This window comes from Thermomonas brevis, assembly GCF_014395425.1.
Classification (GTDB): Bacteria; Pseudomonadota; Gammaproteobacteria; order Xanthomonadales; family Xanthomonadaceae; genus Thermomonas; species Thermomonas brevis.
Genome location: NZ_CP060711.1, coordinates 379448 through 395582, shown reverse-complemented (window position 1 = coordinate 395582; position 16135 = coordinate 379448). Strand labels below are relative to the sequence as shown.

Below are 16135 nucleotides of genomic sequence, written 5' to 3'. Positions count from 1 at the left end.
TAAAACGAAAGCGGGCCGAAGCCCGCTTTCCGTCGATCCGGACTATGGCGTTTCCGGCCGCGCTATTCCGCCGGCTGCTCGTAGCGCCCCGGCCGCGGATTGAGCGTGCCGCACTGCTTGCAGGTGCGCAGGCGGTCGTCGCGGTAGAACTTCTCGAACACGCGGAAGAAATCCCGCTCGATGTCGACGAGGTGGAAGAAATCCGCGTACAGCTTGTGGTTGCAGTTCACGCAGAACCACATCAGCGCGTCGTCCTCGTGCGGCAGGCGCTTGCGCTCGATCACCAGCCCCACCGAGTGCTCCATCCGCTGCGGCGAATGCGGCACGCGCGGCGGCAGGTAGAACACCTCGCCGGCGCGGATCGGGATGTCGCGCGCGGTGCCGCGCTCGCCGTCGAAGTCTTCCTGCACGCGCAGCACCATCTCGCCTTCCAGCTGGAAGAACCACTCGGGGCCTTCCTCGAAGTGGTAGTCGGTGCGCGCGTTCGGCCCGCCGACGATCATCACGATGAAGTCCTCCTGCACGATGCACTTGTTGCCCACCGGCGGCTTCAGCAGGTGGCGGTGTTCCTCGATCCAAGCGTGCAGGTTGAAGGCGGCGGGCAGCATGTCAGGGGGCCTCGCTGGTAGTGGATTCGCGGCGCAGTTCCTCGATGGTCGGCGCGGCGGCGCGGACCGGCAGGCCCATCTCTTTGGCCGCCTCGGCGACGTGGGCGAGTTCTTCGGCCAGCGTGTGCCCGACCATCGCCTTGCGCTCCTCGTCGGTTACCGCATCTTTCGCTACCGGATACAGGTACAGGCCCTTGGCGTCGCCCTTGTACTGGGTGCCGTACCACTGCGGTTGCAGTTGCCGCATCAGCAGCCGGTCCCAGCTCGCGCCGACCAGCCAGCGGTAGTGGGAATCGTCCGGTGCCTGCGCCATCGCGAGGACGGCGAGCGCGTTCGCCAGGCGATAGTCGGCCAGCGAATCGCCGTGCTGGAAGACCATCGCGGCGTGGTAGTGATCGGCGGCGGAACGCACCGCGCCGGCCTCCAGCAGCGCCTGGACGCGCGCCTTGCGCGCCTGGTCGCGTGGGCCGACGGCGTTCCAGTCGATGTCGGCGGCGTCGCGGTCGGCCTGATCCTGCCGGAACAGCTGCGCCAGTTCGGGATTGTCGGCGGGCTTGAGGGGCTCGGCGGCGGAGGCGGTGCCGGCCGCCGCCAGCAGCAGGGCGAACAGGATGGAGTTCATGGGCGGCTCCCGAAAGCGGCGACGCACTTCAGCTCGATGGCGATCGGCGTGGGTAGTGCGGTGATGCCCACGGTGGTGCGGCAGGGCGCGTTGGCGGCATCGGGGAAATGCTCGGCCCAGATCGCGTTGTACGCCTTGAAGTCGCGCGCCATGTCGGTGAGGTAGACGGTGACGTCGACCAGGTCGTCCCAGCGTGCGCCGCTGGCGTCCAGCACCGCGCGCACGTTGGCCAGCACGGCGCGGACCTGCGCCTCGATGTCGTACTTGCGCAGGCGGCCGTCGGCGAAATACTCGTTGCCTGGAATGGAATTGTCGGCCGGATCGCGCGGGCCGATGCCGGACAGGAACAGCAGGTCGCCGACGCGGCGCGCGTGCGGGTAGTGGCCCACGGCTTTCGGCGCATTGCCGGCGTGGATGCCGTCGTTCATGCGCCGATCCCGTGGCGCTCGCGCACGCCGGCGATCGCGCCCGCGTATACGGACGGCAACGCGTCGGGCGTGTCCACGTCCATGCCCAGCTCGCGCACCTTGCCGTCGGCCAGGCTGTAGACCCAGCCGTGCACGGCCAGCAGCTGGCCGCGCGCCCAGGCGTCCTGCACCACGGTGGTCAGGCAGACGTTTTCCGCCTGCTCGATGGCGTTGAGTTCGCACAGGGTGTCGTGGCGCTGTTCGGCGGGAAGCTGCCCGAGCAGCGCGGCGTGCTTTTGCGCCACATCGCCGACGTGGCGGATCCAGTTGTCCACCAGCCCCAGCCGGGTGCCGTGCAGCGCCGCGCCGACGCCGCCGCAGCCGTAGTGGCCGACCACCAGGATGTGCCGCACCTTCAGCACGTCGACTGCGAACTGGATGGTGGACATGCAGTTGAGGTCGGTATGCACCATCACGTTGGCGATGTTGCGGTGGACGAATACCTCGCCCGGCACCAGGTCGATGACCTGGTTCGCCGGCACGCGCGAATCGGAGCAGCCGATCCACAGGTACTTCGGCGCCTGCTGCTTCGACAATCGTTCGAAGAAGGTCGGATCCTCGCGCGTCACGCGCTCGGCCCATTCCTGGTTGTTGCGCAACAGGGTTTCGAGTTCTTTCTTCATGGTGTTTCCGGTGCGGGAGGGCTGTCTGCGGGAACGTCGAGGCTGCGTTCCGCGAGGATGGCGTCGTCGTTGCCGAGCAAGCGCAGGCGATATTGGCCGGGAGCGAGGTAGAGCGGCGTGCCCGCTTCGCCATCGGCAAGCATCACGAACTGGTCGGCGGGAATCGCGTCCTCGCCTTCGCTGGCGTAGCGGGCTTCGGCGAGGCAGGGCAGGTGCTGGATGCAAGGCGTCAGGTCGATGGCGACGGGCTTGCGCCGGCCGCCGAGGGTGAGCCAGTCGGGGCGGATGGCGGCGGCGTCCACGGCGGGCAGGAGCACGCTGGCGTCGTACTGCGCGCGCGCCGCCTCACTCCAGACGCGTTTGTCATCGCGGGCCAACAGCACGCTGGGCACGGTGATCCCGAATGCGTGGGCCAGCCGCTTGGCCGCCTGCCCATCCTCCCAGCGCAGCCCCGTCTGGGTGATGCTCAAAACCGGCAATCCGGTCAGGCGGATGAATTCCCGTGCCATCGGGTCGGCTGCATCCGGTTGGGTGCCGGTGCTCTTTGCGATGTGTCCGTAGCCCGCATGCACCAGCAGCTTGGCATCGGGATGCTGCTTCACCAGATCGGCAAGGGTTTGCGCCATGCCGGTTTCGCGTTGTTGCTGCGACTCTTCCCCGTCTTCGTCGTTCGGCTCGTAGGGCACCAGTACGTATCCAAGCCGCTTGGCTTCGCGGACGAGTTCGGCAAATACGGGTTCGCGGGTGTAATAGCCGGTGTGCCGGGTCGGATAGCCCGCAGGCAGCAGGTTATTGGTCAGTGCGAAGGTTTCGGCGGCGAAGTGGGTGTAACCCTGTTTGCGAAGCTTCGTCAGCAATTCCAGCGTGAGTAGCCGGGTTTGCGGCACATGGTGTGCTTCATTGAGCATGATGACGCGATATTCGTGGGCTTGCGACGCGATCCAATCCACCGCAGGCATCGCCTCGTAGCCGGCGGGATCGGGCAGGTCGGCTGGCGCTTTTTCTTCGCTGTGGTGGGGGTATGTGCGAACGGCATCGTTGGGCCGACCGAGGAAGCTGTAGTGGGTGGCCAGCATTTGGGCCACGAAACTTTGCAGAGATTCGTCGCTCTTTTCTGGCTTCGCTTCCAGCGTGAAGCGGAATTGACTGAAGATGGTTTTTTTCGCATTGAACTGTTTGAAGAACGCATCGCTGGATGACGTGTCTTCATCCTGCACATTCTGCGCATAGACAGGGGCGGCGAGCAGCGCCAGCGCCAGCGCGAGCAGGCAGGCAAACTGTTTTCCATTCATCACAGGCTGATCCCCACGTTCTTGGGTTCAGTGAAGAAGCGCATCGCCTCCAGTCCGCCTTCGCGGCCGAGGCCGGAGTTGCCGGTGCCGCCGAACGGCGTGCGCAGGTCGCGCATCAGCCAGGCGTTGATCCAGACGATGCCCACGCGCAGCTGCGCGGCGAAGCGGTGGGCGCGGGCGAGGTCGCGCGTCCACACGCTGGCGGACAGGCCGTAGTCGGAGGCGTTGGCGAGCGTCAGCGCTTCGTCGTCGTCATCGAACGCTTGCAGCGTGGCGACCGGGCCGAAGATTTCCTCGCGGTTGGTGGCGCAGTCCGGGCCGAGGCCTTCGATCACGGTGGGCGCGATGAACCAGCCGGGGCGATCCAGTGCCTCGCCGCCGCACAGCACGCGGCCGCCTTCGGCGCGCGCGCGGTCGATGGCGACCATCACCTTGTCGAAATGCGCCTGCGAGACCATCGGGCCGAGTCGCACGCCGCTTTCCAGCGGCGCGCCGAGGCGCAATGCGCGAGCGCGCTCCACGAAGGCGTCGCGGAACTCGTCGTAAATCGCGCGTTCGACCAGCACGCGCGAACCGCACAGGCAGATCTGTCCGCTGTTCTGGAACGCGCTGCGCACCAGCGTGTCGAGGTTTGCGCGCCAGTCGCCATCGGCGAACACCAGCGTCGCGTTCTTGCCGCCCAACTCCAGCGACACCTTCTTCAACAGCGGCCCGGCGATGCCGGCGATGCGCCGGCCCACGGCGGTGCTGCCGGTGAACGAGATCGCCTTGACCTGCGGATGCGCGACCAGCGGCTCGCCGACGTTCGGACCGAGGCCGTGGACGATGTTGAGCACGCCCGGCGGCAGACCGACTTCCAGCGCCAGCTCGCCCAGCATCGTCGCGGTGGCGGGCGTGATCTCGGACGGCTTCGCCACCACCGCGTTGCCGGCGGCCAGCGCGGGTGCGATCTTCCAGGTGAACAAGTACAGCGGCAGGTTCCACGGGCTGATGCAGCCGGCCACGCCCAGCGGCAGGCGCAGGGTATAGTTCAGGCCAGCTTCGCCGTGGTGCGATTCGCTGGCGAACTGGGTGGCCGCGTGGGCGAAGAAGCGCAGGTTGGAGACGGCGCGCGGGATTTCGATATCGCGGGCCAGCGCCAGCGGCTTGCCGGCGTCGATGGCTTCGGCGCGGGCGAAGGCGTCGAGCCTCGCTTCCAGCGCGTCCGCCAGCCGCTCCAGATGACGCGCGCGTTCGCTGTTGCGCAGCGCGGCCCAGCCCGGCGCGGCGGCGCTCGCGGAGGCGACGGCCGCTTCGACGGTGGCCGCGTCGCCGTCGGCGACCTGTGCATACGGTTGCGCATTGGCGGGATCGAACACCGGCAGCCAGCGCGCGCTGGTCGTTTCGCCGCAGGCCGCGCCGATCACGTGTCCGAATCGTTGCATCCGGCTAGCTTACCAGCGTCAGCCGGGCTGGCAGCGGGGGCATAGGTACAGCGGACGCGACTGACTGGTGATGCGCGCGATCGGCGTGCCGCAGCGTTCGCACGGCTGGCCCTCGCGCTTGAACACGCGGAAGCGGAAGCGTTCGCCCTCGTGCGCCAGGTAGTCGGCGCGCATGCCCGGCGTGGGCTCGATGCCGCGCGTGGCGTAGCTGTGGCGCGGGATCGCCAGCAGTGCTTTTGCGAGATGCGCGGTTTGCGCCGCGTCCAAATCGCGCGGGCGCTGCGAGGGATGCAGGCTGGCGTCGAACAGCACTTCCGCGCGCAGGTAGTTGCCCATGCCGGCGAGGAAGCCCTGGTCCAGCAGCAGGCCGCCCAGTGCGCGGCCGCGGAATGAGGGCGATTGCAGGCGCGCGGCCACGGCGGCTTCGTCCAGCGCCATGTCCAGCACGTCCGGCCCCAGTCCTTGCAGGAACGGATGCGCTTCGATTTCGTCGCTGCGCCAAAGTTCGATGTCGGAGGCCGAATACAGCAGGATCGCCGCGTGCTCGGTTTCCAGCGCGACGCGCAGGCTGCGGGAGGTGTCCGGGCGCTGGCCCGGTTCCGCGACCTTCCACACGCCATAGAGCTGGTTGTGCGTGTACAGCGTCCAGCCGTTGTCGAATGCGGTCAGCAGCGCCTTGCCGCGCGGCGTGATGGAGAGGATGCGGCTGCCCGGCAGCTCGCGCTCGAACCGCTTCAGCGCGGGAAACGCGAACTGCGCGCGCACCACCGTCTGCCCGGCCACCGCGGCGGCCAGGCGATCGGCGGCGCGACGGATTTCCGGGCCTTCCGGCATCGTCAGATCGACTGCATGCGGCCGCCGTCCACCGCGATGGACTGGCCGTTCACGTAGGCCGCCGCCGGCGTGCAGAGGAAGGCGATCACGCCGCCCGGTTCTTCCGCCTCGGCGAAGCGGCCGACCGGCACCGTCGCCAGCATCGCCTGCGCCACTTCGTCCTGCGTCTTGCCGGAGGCGGCGCTGCGGTCGGCCAGGATCTGCTCCAGCCGGCGCGTGCGGGTATAGCCGGGCAGCACGTTGTTGACGGTGATGCCGTCGGGGCCGAGTTCGCGCGACAGCGTCTTGGCCCAGCTCGCCACCGCGCCGCGGATGGTGTTGGAGACGCCGAGGTTGGGGATCGGCTCGTACACCGAAGTGGAGATCACGTTGACGATGCGGCCCCAGCGCGCCGCGCGCATGCCCGGCAGCAGCGCCTGCACCAGCGTCTGGTTGGCGATCAGGTGGTGGTGGAAGGCGTCGAGGTAGGCGTCGATGGACGCCGCGTGCGCCGGCCCGCCCGGCGGCCCGCCGGTGTTGTTGACCAGGATGTGCACGGGCTGCCGCGCGGCCAGCGCATCGACGGCGGCGCGCAGCGCGGCGGCGTCGGCCATGTCGGCGGCGAGGTGGCCGTGGGCCTGGCCGCGTTCGCGCGGCAGCGTCGCGGCGATGTCGCGCAGCACGTCCGCGCGGCGCGAGAGCAGGGTGACGGTGGCGCCGAGCCGGGCCAGCTCGAATGCGGCGGCGCGGCCGATGCCTTCGGAGGCGCCGCAGACCAGCGCGTGTTTTCCGGCGAGATCGAGGTTCATGCGGGCGATTGTAAAGCCGTCGCCCCATCGCGCCGATTTAAGCCGGGAGGCCGCCGGCATCCGCCAGCCACAGCGACGCGGCCGCCAGCGCGCCGCCGATGCCGGTCGCGGCCAGCACGTCGCTGGGATAGTGCAGGCCCAGCACCACGCGCGAGACCGCGACGCTGGCGGCGAACGGCACCAGCAGCCAGGCCAGCACCGGATAGTGCGCCACCGCCACCACGCTGAAGGCGACCGCGTGCAGGGTGTGGCCGGAGGGAAAGCTGAACTCGTCCAGCGGCGCCACCCAGGCGCGGATGCGCAGATCGTTGGCGAACGGGCGCGGCCGACGCGTCCAGCACTTAAGCGCCTTGTAGAGGATCAGCGCGGCCAGGCCGGTGGTGGCGAGGTGCAGCGAGGCGCGCAGGCCGTCGATGCCGCCCGTCGCCACCAGCAGCGCCATCAGCGCGTACCAGAACAGCCCGTCGCCCAGCCGGCTGACCGTGGCGAAGTAGCGGAACGCGCCGCGGCGGGCACACAGCGCGTTGGCGCGCAGGCACCAGCCGTGTTCGGCCGCGAGCAGTCGATCAGGTGAAGGCGGTTGCGGCATGGCGGTCGTCCCGTGCGGCCAGCGATTGCAGGAGATGGTCGAACGCCTCGGCCACCCGCGCTGGCCGAAGCGCGGCCACCGCGTCGCGGCAGGCGGGGCGCATCCGCGCGCGCAGGGCGTCGTCGGCGCCGATGCGCAGCGTGGCGGCGATGAAGCCGGCGTCGTCGCCATCGGAAATCGCCCCGCCGTGCACGCCGTCGCGCAGCGTCTCGCGGGCGGCGCCGTAGTCGAACGCGACCGTCGGCACGCCGCTGGCGAGCGCTTCCAGCGTCACGTTGCCGAAGGTTTCGCTGCGGCTGGGGAACAGGAACAGGTCACCGCTGGCGAAATGCCGGGCCAGGTCTTCGCCGCGCCGGATGCCGCAGAACACGAAGTCCGGGTTCTCCCGTTGCAGCGCCGCGCGCGCGGGGCCGTCGCCGACCCAGACGAAACGCGCCTCCGGCCGAATGCGCTGCAACTCGCGGAACGCGCGCACCGCCAGCGGCAGGTTCTTCTCCGGGGCGATGCGACCGACGTGGATCACCGCCAGCCCGCGCGCGTCGAGGCCCCAGCGCGCGCGCAGCGCATCGTCGCGAGCGTCGGGATGGAACAGCTGCGTGTCCACCGCGCGCGGCAGCCGGACCACGTTGCGGAAGCGCTGGCCTTCCAGGAACGCCTGCAACTCACGGGTCGGCACCAGCGTGGCCTGCGCGCCGTTGTGGAAATGCCGCATCCAGCGCAGCGCGGTGCCCTGCAGCCACGGCGCGCCGTAGCTGCGCACGTAGTCGTCGAAGCGGGTGTGGAAGCCGGTGGCCGCGGGAATGCCGAGCCGGCGCGCGGCGCGCAGCGCCGACCAGCCGAGCGGACCCTCGGTTGCCACGTAGATCGCGTCCGGGCGCTGCCGCCGCCAGTGGCGTTGCAGCAGACGCGCGGCCGGCAGGCCGAACTTCAGGCCGGGATAGCGGGGCAGGGCGGCGCCGCGCACCAGCAGCGCGTCGGGCGTGGTGGCTTCGTCGTCGCGCTGGCGCGGGCGCACCACGTCGACCGCGTGGCCGCGTTCGCGCAGGCCCTGTTCCAGTCCCTGCACGGTCAGCGCCACGCCGTTGACTTCGGGCGGGTAGGTTTCGGTGACGATGCCGTAGCGCATGGGGTTCCGCGGCGTGGCTGTTGCCGGCAAGCCTGGTCTCGGGCGGTGACCGCGCAGTGTCGGCGGCGTGACGCGCGCATGACGGCGGAGGCCGGCGCGTGGGGCGGCTTCTATACTGCGAGGCCCGAAGCTCGCGATCCTTTCCATGTCCCATGAATCCGGCGACCTGACCGAGGTCGATGTCGCCATCGTCGGCGGCGGTGCGGCCGGCGTGCTGGTGGCGACCCGGCTGCTGGCGGAGCCGGACTCGCGCCTGCGCGTCGCCATCGTCGAACCCGCCGACGAACTGGCGCGCGGCGCGGCCTACGCGACCGCGCAGCCGGAGCATCTGCTCAACGTCATGGCCGGCGGGATGAGCGCGTTCGCGGAAGACCCGGCGCATTTCGTGCGCTTCCTGTCCGGATCCGGCGATGCTGCCGTGTCCGCGACGGCCTTCGCCGCCCGCCGCGACTACGGCCGCTACCTGCGCGAAACGCTGCGCGCGCAGCCGCGCTATCCGTCGCTGCAATGGCTGCGCGAGCGCGTGGTCGATATCGAGCGGCGCGGGCATGGCAATGTGCTGACCTTTTCTTCCGGCCGTACGCTGGCGGCGCGCGCCGTGGTGCTGGCGGTGGGCAACGCGCCGCGCCGCATTCCGGCGTCGCGGCTGCGTGGCGGGGTGCGTCTGGCGGAAGCGTGGGATTACGAGGCGATCAGCGCCATTCCCGCCGACGCGGACGTCTGCATCGTCGGCTCCGGCCTCAGCATGGTGGACGCCGTGCTCGGCCTCGCCCACCGCGGCCATCGGGGCCGCATCCACGTGCTGTCGCGGCACGGCCTGATGCCGCTGGCGCATGCCGCGCCGGGAGCGGGCGAGGGGACGCTGGGCAACCTGCTGTCGCTCGGCCTGCGCGACCGGTTGCGCCTGATCCGCGCGTGGACGCGGGCGGCGACGGCGGCCGGCGAGCCCTGGCAATGGGTGTTCGACCGTCTGCGTCCGCACGGGCAGGCGCTGTGGCGCTCGCTGACGCATGCCGACCAGCAGCGCTTCCTGCGCCACGTGGTGCGCTATTGGGACATCCATCGCCACCGCATCGCGCCGCAGGTCGCGGCGACGCTGGACGGGCTGCGGGCCGGCGGCCGGCTGGACGCGGTGGCGGGCCGGCTGCTGTCGGTCGAAGCGCGGGCGGACGGCGGCGCCGAGGTGTTCTACCGGCCGCGCCACGAGGACGAAGTGCGGACGCTCCGCGCCGACTGGATCGTCAACGCCACCGGCGTCGAAACCCTCATCGACCTGCAGCCCGATACTCTGCTGGGCGCGCTCCGCATGCGCGGCCGGGTGTTGCCCGGACCGCAAGGCATCGGCATCGCCAGCGAGGAGCCGGGACGCGTGCTCGACGCGCGCGGCCTTGCCGATCCGGGGCTGTTCGTGCTGGGCGCGATGCGGATCGGCACGCTGTGGGAAAGCATCGCCATCCCCGAACTGCGCGGACAGGCGCAGGCGATCGCCGAGCATCTGCGCGCGGCCCTCGACGACCGGCCGGCAGCTTCGATTGCTTAACCCGCCGCATCCGTGTGGATGCGGCTGGCCGGCTCAGGCGGCTTCGGTGGTCAGCCGCACGGCTTCGCGCACGAACCATTCGCCGCCCAGCGGGCAGAAGCGCGAGCAGGTGTCCAGCGGCGCCTGGTAGACGTGCAGCGAGATCGCGATCCCGTCCGCGCTGGCGTTGCGGATGGTGTGGTATTCATGCGGCGGGATCAGGCTGCCGGCGCTGCCCGAACCGGCGTGGACGCCGCCGGCGGCGCGGAAGCGGAAGCGTTCGCCGGCCCGCTCCAGCAGCTCGTACTGGGTGATGTCCAGCTCGCCCTGCCAGACGCCTTCCACGCACCACAGGCCGGAATGGTCGTGCAGCGGCGTGCCTTGGCCCGGCCCCCAGGTCATGGCGACCACGCTGTAGCCGTGCGCGGGGCTGCGGTACAGCTCGCGCCGCGCGTAGTGGTCGGCCACCGGCGCCTGCACGCAGTCGGGCAGCGCCACTTCCGGGTCGCGGATCAGCCGCGTCAGGGCGAGGCGCAGCGCGGCGGCGATGGCCTGCGGGCGGCCCAGGCCGACGGCGTCGTCGATCGCGGCGACGAGCCTGTCCCGGCCGGGGAAATCGGCGGGCACGGATTCGGGGCGGCTGTACGCGGTCTCCATCCGGCCCGAGTCTACTGCGCGGGCCGTACGTTCGCGTCATGCCGCCATGCGCAACCGGCATAACCGCTGCGGCCGGGCAGGGAGGATGATGGCCTACCGGTTCCTTCCCCCCGCCGCCATGGCCGAATTCATCCCGCCCGGCACCCGCTGGTTCGATCTGCCCTCGCCGTTTCCGATGAAGCGCGGCGGTGCGCTGCAAGGCGCGCGGCTGGCCTACGAGACCTGGGGCCGGCTGGACGCCGCCGCCTCCAACGCCGTCCTGATCCTCACCGGGATGTCGCCGGACGCGCACGCCGCCTCCGGCGAGGCCGATCCCGCGCCCGGCTGGTGGGAATGGATGATCGGCCCCGGCAAGCCCATCGACACCCGCCGCTGGTTCGTCGTCTGCGTGAACGCGCTGGGCAGCTGCAAGGGCAGCACCGGGCCGGCCTCGGCCGACGCCGCCACCGGCGAACCGTATCGCCTCGCGTTCCCCGAGCTGTCGATCGAGGACGGCGCGGACGCCGCCGCCGCGCTGGTGCGCGGACTCGGCATCCAGCGGCTGGCCTGCGTGGTCGGCAACTCGATGGGCGGGATGAGCGCGCTGTCGCTGCTGGCCCGCTACCCCGGCATCGCCCGCGGCCACGTCAACATCTGCGGCGCGGCGCGCGCGCTGCCGTTCTCCATCGCCATCCGCTCGCTGCAACGCGAGGCGATCCGCCTCGACCCGCGCTGGAACGGCGGCGACTACGACGATGCCGAGCACTACCCGGAAAACGGCATGCGCATGGCGCGCAAGCTGGGCGTCATCACCTACCGCTCCGCGCTGGAGTGGGACGGCCGCTTCGGCCGCGTGCGGCTGGACTCCGAGCGGCGCGACGACGACGAACCGTTCGGCCTGGAGTTCGAGGTGGAAAGCTACCTGGAAGCGCACGCCCGCCGCTTCGTCCACCGCTACGATCCCAACTGCTACCTCTACCTCAGCCGCTCGATGGACTGGTTCGACCTGGGCGAGGCCCACGGCGGCGACATCGCGCGTGGGCTGGCCGCCATCACGGGACTGGAGCGCGCGCTGGTGATCGGGGTGAAGACCGACATCCTGTTCCCGATCCAGCAGCAGGAGGAGATCGCCGCCGGCCTGCGCGACGCCGGCTGCGCGACCCGCTTCCTGCCGATGCCCTCGCCGCAGGGCCACGACGCCTTCCTGGTGGACGAAGAGCGCTTCGGCCCCGCCGTCGCCGCCTTCCTGCGCGCGCTGCCGTGCACGGCAGTGAACGACAAGGTGGCCTGAGCCCGCCGCTCGGCTATACTGCGCGCCCGCGCCGGAATGGCGGAATCGGTAGACGCAGCGGACTCAAAATCCGCCGCCCTTAAAAGCGTGTGGGTTCGAGTCCCACTTCCGGCACCAGATTCATGCAAAAGGCCAGACTCCACGTCTGGCCTTTATTGCTTTGGGTGTCGGCGAAGGCGGGCGGCCTCACTCCGCGCCGATCACCAGCTCCACCGGCTTGCCGACCGGCAGGGTGACGCGCACCGGCTTCGATTCGAGATCGCCGTCCTGCCTGTTCGCCTCGCCGCTGGCGGACAGCCGCGCCACCAGCTCGACCTCCCGCGCCTGCGACAGCTTCAGCGTCGGCATCGGGCTGTCGGCGTCGCCGAGTTCGGCGGTGAAGGGCAGCTCCGAGGCGGCGTGTTTCTGCGCGGCCACCGGCATCGGCGGGCCGCCGGCCTGGCGGGCGATCACGAACACGGTGGCGTCCGGGCGCAGGCGCACGCGGGCGGCCAGCGCGGGGTTCAGCGTCACTTTCACCGACAGCAGGGCCGTCTGCGCGGCGGGCTGTGCGGCTTGTGGCAGCGGCGGCAGGCCGGCCTGCGCGCGCGCGGCGTCGATCTCCTTGCGCAGGCTGGCGGTGGTGGCGGCGTCGATCTGCGCCAGCAGCGGCTCCCAGGTGGCGGCGGCTTCGGCGTTCCGGCCCGACTGGCGCTGGGCCACGCCCAGGAACCAGCGCGCGCGCTGATGGCCGGGATTGGCCTTCAGGGCGGCGTCCAGCCAGGCCAGCGCCTGCGCGTCGAAGACGTGGTTGGCGTCGGCCAGCGCGCGGGACTGCGCGGCTTCGACGAGGATGTCGGCGTTGGCCGGGGCCAGCGCGGCGGCTTTGGCGAAGGCGTCGCGGGCGTTGGTCGCGTCGTCCATGCGCTGATAGGCCTGTCCGAGCAGCATCCAGCCTTCGGCCTGCTGCGGGTCGCGCGCCAGCGCGGCCTTGAGCTGGACGACGGCTTCCTCCAGCGTGCGCGGCGCCTGCCGGACGGCGGGATCCAGCGCCTGCGGCGTGCCGAGCAACTGGTAGAGCAGGCCGGCGGAGAGGAGCGTGACGGCGCCGATGCCCAGCGCCACGCCGCGCGCGTCGCGCCACAGCGGGCGCAGCAGCGCGGCCAGCACGATCAGGCAGAGCAATGCGGCGAAGGCGAGGAAGGCGGCCATCACCACTCCTGCCCGTCGTCGCCGTTCGCCGGGGCGCCCGGGGATTTGCGCCTGCGCACGATGGCGGCGACCACGCCCGCGCCGGCCAGCAGCACCACCGCCGGGCCGATCCACAGCAGCAGGGTGCCGCCTTCGAGCTTCGGCTTGTACAGCACGAATTCGCCGTAGCGCTGCACCAGGTAGTCCTTGATCTGCTCGTCGTTCTTGCCCTGCCGCATCAGGTCGAGCACTTCGCGGCGCAGTTGCAGCGCGATCAGCGCGTTGGAATCGGCCAGCGACTGGTTCTGGCACATCACGCAGCGCAGTTGCAGGGTCAGCGCGTGGAAGCGGGCTTCCTCGGCGGCGCTGTTGAATTGCAGCGGGGCGGCGTCGGCCTGCTGGTTGGCCTGGGCGAAGGCGGGCGATGCGATGAAGGAAAGCAGCAGGCACGCGGAGAGCAGGATGCGTTTGCCGTCATTCCCGCGAAGGCGGGCATCGTTTCGCAGACCTTGTGTCTGCGTATCCAGTGACTTTTCTTCTTCTCGAGGAGCAAATGCAAAGACGCTGGATGGGACAGACGCTCGTCTGTCAGAAGCGGCCCGCCTTCGCGGGAATGACGAGTAGAAGCGCCGCGCGGCGAATGACGAAAGTGCGTTCATCGCTCGGCCTCGATCTTCGTCACGAGCGGCAGCAGTTCCTTCGCGATGATCTCGTCGGTCAGCGGCCCGACGTGCTTCCAGCGCACGATGCCCTTGCCGTCGACCAGGAAGGTTTCCGGCGCGCCGTACACGCCCCAGTCCAGCGCGGTGCGGCCTTCGACGTCGGACAGCACCACCATGAACGGATTGCCGAACTGTTCCAGCCAGCGCAGCGCGTCGGCGGGTTCGTCCTTCCAGTTGTAGCCGACCACGCGCACGCGCTTGGTTTCGGCGAACTTCGTCAGCACCGGGTGCTCGACCCGGCATTCCACGCACCAGCTGCCCCAGACGTTGAGCAGGAACGGCTGGCCGCGCAGGTCGGACAGCTTCACGGTGTAGCCCGGGTCGTGCAGCACCGGCAGCGCGAACTCCGGCGCGGGCTTGCCGAGCAGCGGCGAGGGCAGGGCGTCGCGGTCGGGCTTGCGGCTCATCCACACGCCCGCCGCCAGCAGCACGGCGAGCAGGGCGAAGGCGGCCAGCGGCAGCCAGCGGGAGGGTTTCATGCAGTCTCCTTGCGCGCGCCGCGGAAACGCTTGTCGAAGGCGGTGACGCCCGCGCCCAGCGCCATCAGCAGCGCGCCGGCCCAGATCCAGCGCACGAACGGCTTGACGTGCACGCGCATCGCCCAGGTGTCGTTGCCCAGCGCTTCGCCGATGGCGACGTAGGCGTCGGCGAACACGCCGCGGGCGATGCCGGATTCGGTCATCACCTGGCCGCCTGCGCGGTAGCGGCGCTTCTCGGGATGCAGGGTGGCGGTGTCGCCGCCGCGCAGCACCTGCACGGTGGCGCGGTCGGAGACGTAGTTCGGGCCGGCGGTTTCGACGATGCCGTCGAAGCGGAAGGCGTAGTCGCCCAGCGTCACCGTATCGCCGGCCTTCACCGCCAGCTCGCGCTGCAGGCTCAGTCCTTCGACCAGCAGCGCGCCGACCAGGAACACCGCGATGCCGAGATGGGCCAATGACATGCCCCACATCTCGCGGGTCAGGCGTCCGCTGGCGCGCAGCCGCGACCAGACGAAGCGCAGCGTGCCCGCGCCGACCCAGACCGCGCCGAGGATGCCGGCGGCCGTTTTCCATTGCCCCTGCGGGGCGAGGAAGAACGCCACGACGCCGGCCACCAGCGCCAACGCAGCCCACGGCAGCAGCAGGCGCAGCGGCGAGGACATCTGCTCGCGCTGCCAGCGGGTCAGCGGGCCCAGCGGCACCAGCGCCACCAGCGGCGCCATCAGCAGGGTGAACATGATCGCGAAGTAGGGCGGGCCGACCGAGATCTTGCCCAGCTCCAGCGCGTCGGCCAGCAGCGGGTACAGCGTGCCCAGCAGCACCATCGCGCAGGCGGTGGCCAGCAGCAGGTTGTTGACCAGTAGCAGGGTTTCGCGCGAGCCGGCGGCGAAGGGCTTGGCGTCGCTGTCGGTGTCCGGCGCGCGCAGCGCGTACAGCAGCAGCGAGCCGCCGATGACGATGGCGAGGAAGATCAGCACGAACAGCCCGCGCCCCGGATCGGCGGCGAAGGCGTGCACCGAGGTCAGCACGCCGGAACGCACCAGGAAGGTGCCGAGCAGCGACAGCGAGAACGCGGCGATCGCCAGCAGCAGCGTCCAGCCGCCGAAGCTGCCGCGCTTCTCGGTGACCGCCTGCGAGTGCAGCAGCGCCGCGCCGGCCAGCCACGGCATGAAGCTGGCGTTCTCCACCGGGTCCCAGAACCACCAGCCGCCCCAGCCGAGTTCGTAATAGGCCCACCAGCTGCCCAGCGCGATGCCGAGGGTGAGGAAGGCCCAGGCCACGTTCGTCCACGGCCGCGTCCAGCGCAGCCACTGCGCGTCGATGCGGCGCTCCAGCAGCGCGGCGATGGCGAAGGCGAACGGCACCGCGAAGCCGACGTAGCCGGCGTACAGCATCGGCGGATGCACGATCAGGCCGGGGTCCTGCAGCAGCGGGTTGAGGTCGCGGCCCTCGGTCGCGGCGGGCAGGATGCGGGTGAATGGGTTGCTGGTGAAGATCAGGAAGGCGAGAAAGCCGACCGCCACGATCCCCATCACGCCGAGCACGCGTGCGACTACGGGCATCGGCAGCGCCTTGGAGAAGCGCGCCACCGCCGCCGTCCACAGCGCCAGCACCAGCGCCCACAGCAGCAGCGAGCCTTCGTGCGCGCCCCAGACGGCGGTGTAGCGGTACATCGTCGGCAGCAGCGAGTTGGAGTTCTCGGCGACGTACTGCACCGAGAAGTCGCCGACCACGAAGGCGTGGGTGAGCACGGCGAAGGCCAGCCCGACCAGCAGCAGCTGCATGTAGGCGGCAGGCCGCGCCACCGCCATCAGCGCGGTCAGGCCGCGCTGCGCGCCGAGCAGCGGCAACAGCGCCTGCAGCGCGGCGACCAGCATCGCCAGGATCAGGGCGATCTGGCCGAGTTCAGGAAGCATGGTTAGTGCTCGTCATTCCCGCGAAGGTG

At 70.5% G+C, this 16135-nt stretch carries 17 protein-coding genes and 1 tRNA gene; 3 read left to right on the top strand and 15 right to left on the bottom strand.

Features of this window, described 5'->3' with window-relative positions:
* Positions 1-62: 62 nt before the first annotated feature.
* Genes H9L17_RS01820 through H9L17_RS01775 form a run of 10 tightly spaced genes read right to left on the bottom strand, consistent with a single transcriptional unit; the run spans position 63 to position 8373 of the window.
* On the bottom strand, positions 63-608 hold the full coding sequence (locus H9L17_RS01820) for a 3-hydroxyanthranilate 3,4-dioxygenase (RefSeq protein ID WP_187570681.1): 546 nt from the start codon (positions 606-608) through the stop codon (positions 63-65).
* A 1-nt stretch (position 609) separates the two neighbouring features.
* Complete coding sequence (locus tag H9L17_RS01815; RefSeq protein ID WP_187570680.1) at positions 610-1230, bottom strand: hypothetical protein; 621 nt, start codon at positions 1228-1230, stop codon at positions 610-612.
* Positions 1227-1658, bottom strand: a complete 432-nt coding sequence (locus H9L17_RS01810) for a RidA family protein (RefSeq protein WP_187570679.1) — start codon at positions 1656-1658, stop codon at positions 1227-1229. Before H9L17_RS01810 ends, H9L17_RS01815 begins: the two co-directional genes overlap by 4 nt.
* Positions 1655-2320, bottom strand: coding sequence for a carbonate dehydratase (gene can, locus H9L17_RS01805; RefSeq protein WP_187570678.1), 666 nt, complete (start codon positions 2318-2320; stop codon positions 1655-1657). The genes H9L17_RS01810 and can overlap by 4 nt, the downstream gene beginning before the upstream one ends.
* Positions 2317-3612: a hypothetical protein gene (locus H9L17_RS01800; protein WP_187570677.1), complete on the bottom strand. Its 1296-nt coding sequence runs from the start codon at positions 3610-3612 to the stop codon at positions 2317-2319. Before H9L17_RS01800 ends, can begins: the two co-directional genes overlap by 4 nt.
* Complete coding sequence (locus H9L17_RS01795; RefSeq protein WP_187570676.1) at positions 3612-5036, bottom strand: aldehyde dehydrogenase; 1425 nt, start codon at positions 5034-5036, stop codon at positions 3612-3614. The genes H9L17_RS01800 and H9L17_RS01795 overlap by 1 nt, the downstream gene beginning before the upstream one ends.
* A gap of 18 nt (positions 5037-5054) precedes the next feature.
* Positions 5055-5870 carry an endonuclease VIII gene (gene nei / locus H9L17_RS01790; RefSeq protein ID WP_187570675.1) on the bottom strand — a complete coding sequence of 272 codons (816 nt, stop codon included), beginning with the start codon at positions 5868-5870 and terminating at the stop codon, positions 5055-5057.
* A gap of 2 nt (positions 5871-5872) precedes the next feature.
* Positions 5873-6658, bottom strand: coding sequence for an SDR family oxidoreductase (locus H9L17_RS01785; protein ID WP_187570674.1), 786 nt, complete (start codon positions 6656-6658; stop codon positions 5873-5875).
* A gap of 37 nt (positions 6659-6695) precedes the next feature.
* Complete coding sequence (locus H9L17_RS01780) at positions 6696-7247, bottom strand: phosphatase PAP2 family protein (protein ID WP_187570673.1); 552 nt, start codon at positions 7245-7247, stop codon at positions 6696-6698.
* Positions 7225-8373, bottom strand: coding sequence for a glycosyltransferase family 4 protein (locus H9L17_RS01775; RefSeq protein ID WP_187570672.1), 1149 nt, complete (start codon positions 8371-8373; stop codon positions 7225-7227). Before H9L17_RS01775 ends, H9L17_RS01780 begins: the two co-directional genes overlap by 23 nt.
* A 145-nt stretch (positions 8374-8518) precedes the next feature.
* Between H9L17_RS01775 and H9L17_RS01770 the strand changes: the two genes are divergently transcribed.
* A complete protein-coding gene (locus tag H9L17_RS01770) occupies positions 8519-9913 on the top strand; it encodes an FAD/NAD(P)-binding protein (protein ID WP_187570671.1) in 1395 nt (464 codons plus the stop codon).
* Between the two features lie 33 nt (positions 9914-9946).
* Here the strand turns inward: H9L17_RS01770 and H9L17_RS01765 are convergent, their stop codons facing one another.
* Positions 9947-10549, bottom strand: coding sequence for a cysteine dioxygenase family protein (locus tag H9L17_RS01765; protein ID WP_187570670.1), 603 nt, complete (start codon positions 10547-10549; stop codon positions 9947-9949).
* A 118-nt stretch (positions 10550-10667) separates the two neighbouring features.
* Here H9L17_RS01765 and metX point away from each other — a divergent pair, with 118 nt between their 5' ends.
* On the top strand, positions 10668-11819 hold the full coding sequence (metX, locus tag H9L17_RS01760; RefSeq protein WP_187570669.1) for a homoserine O-acetyltransferase MetX: 1152 nt from the start codon (positions 10668-10670) through the stop codon (positions 11817-11819).
* A gap of 30 nt (positions 11820-11849) precedes the next feature.
* A tRNA-Leu gene (locus H9L17_RS01755) sits at positions 11850-11936 on the top strand.
* 69 nt (positions 11937-12005) lie between these two features.
* Here H9L17_RS01755 and H9L17_RS01750 read toward each other — a convergent pair.
* The 4 genes from H9L17_RS01750 to H9L17_RS01735 all read right to left on the bottom strand — a co-directional run bounded on the left by H9L17_RS01750 (position 12006) and on the right by H9L17_RS01735 (position 16106).
* Positions 12006-13010, bottom strand: a complete 1005-nt coding sequence (locus H9L17_RS01750; protein ID WP_187570668.1) for a tetratricopeptide repeat protein — start codon at positions 13008-13010, stop codon at positions 12006-12008.
* Positions 13010-13450 carry a cytochrome c-type biogenesis protein gene (locus tag H9L17_RS01745; protein WP_425507434.1) on the bottom strand — a complete coding sequence of 147 codons (441 nt, stop codon included), beginning with the start codon at positions 13448-13450 and terminating at the stop codon, positions 13010-13012. Before H9L17_RS01745 ends, H9L17_RS01750 begins: the two co-directional genes overlap by 1 nt.
* A gap of 194 nt (positions 13451-13644) precedes the next feature.
* The gene (locus H9L17_RS01740; RefSeq protein ID WP_187570666.1) at positions 13645-14190 is read right to left on the bottom strand and encodes a DsbE family thiol:disulfide interchange protein; all 546 of its coding nucleotides are present in this window, start codon (positions 14188-14190) and stop codon (positions 13645-13647) included.
* A complete protein-coding gene (locus H9L17_RS01735; RefSeq protein WP_187570665.1) occupies positions 14187-16106 on the bottom strand; it encodes a heme lyase CcmF/NrfE family subunit in 1920 nt (639 codons plus the stop codon). Before H9L17_RS01735 ends, H9L17_RS01740 begins: the two co-directional genes overlap by 4 nt.
* Positions 16107-16135: the final 29 nt, after the last annotated feature.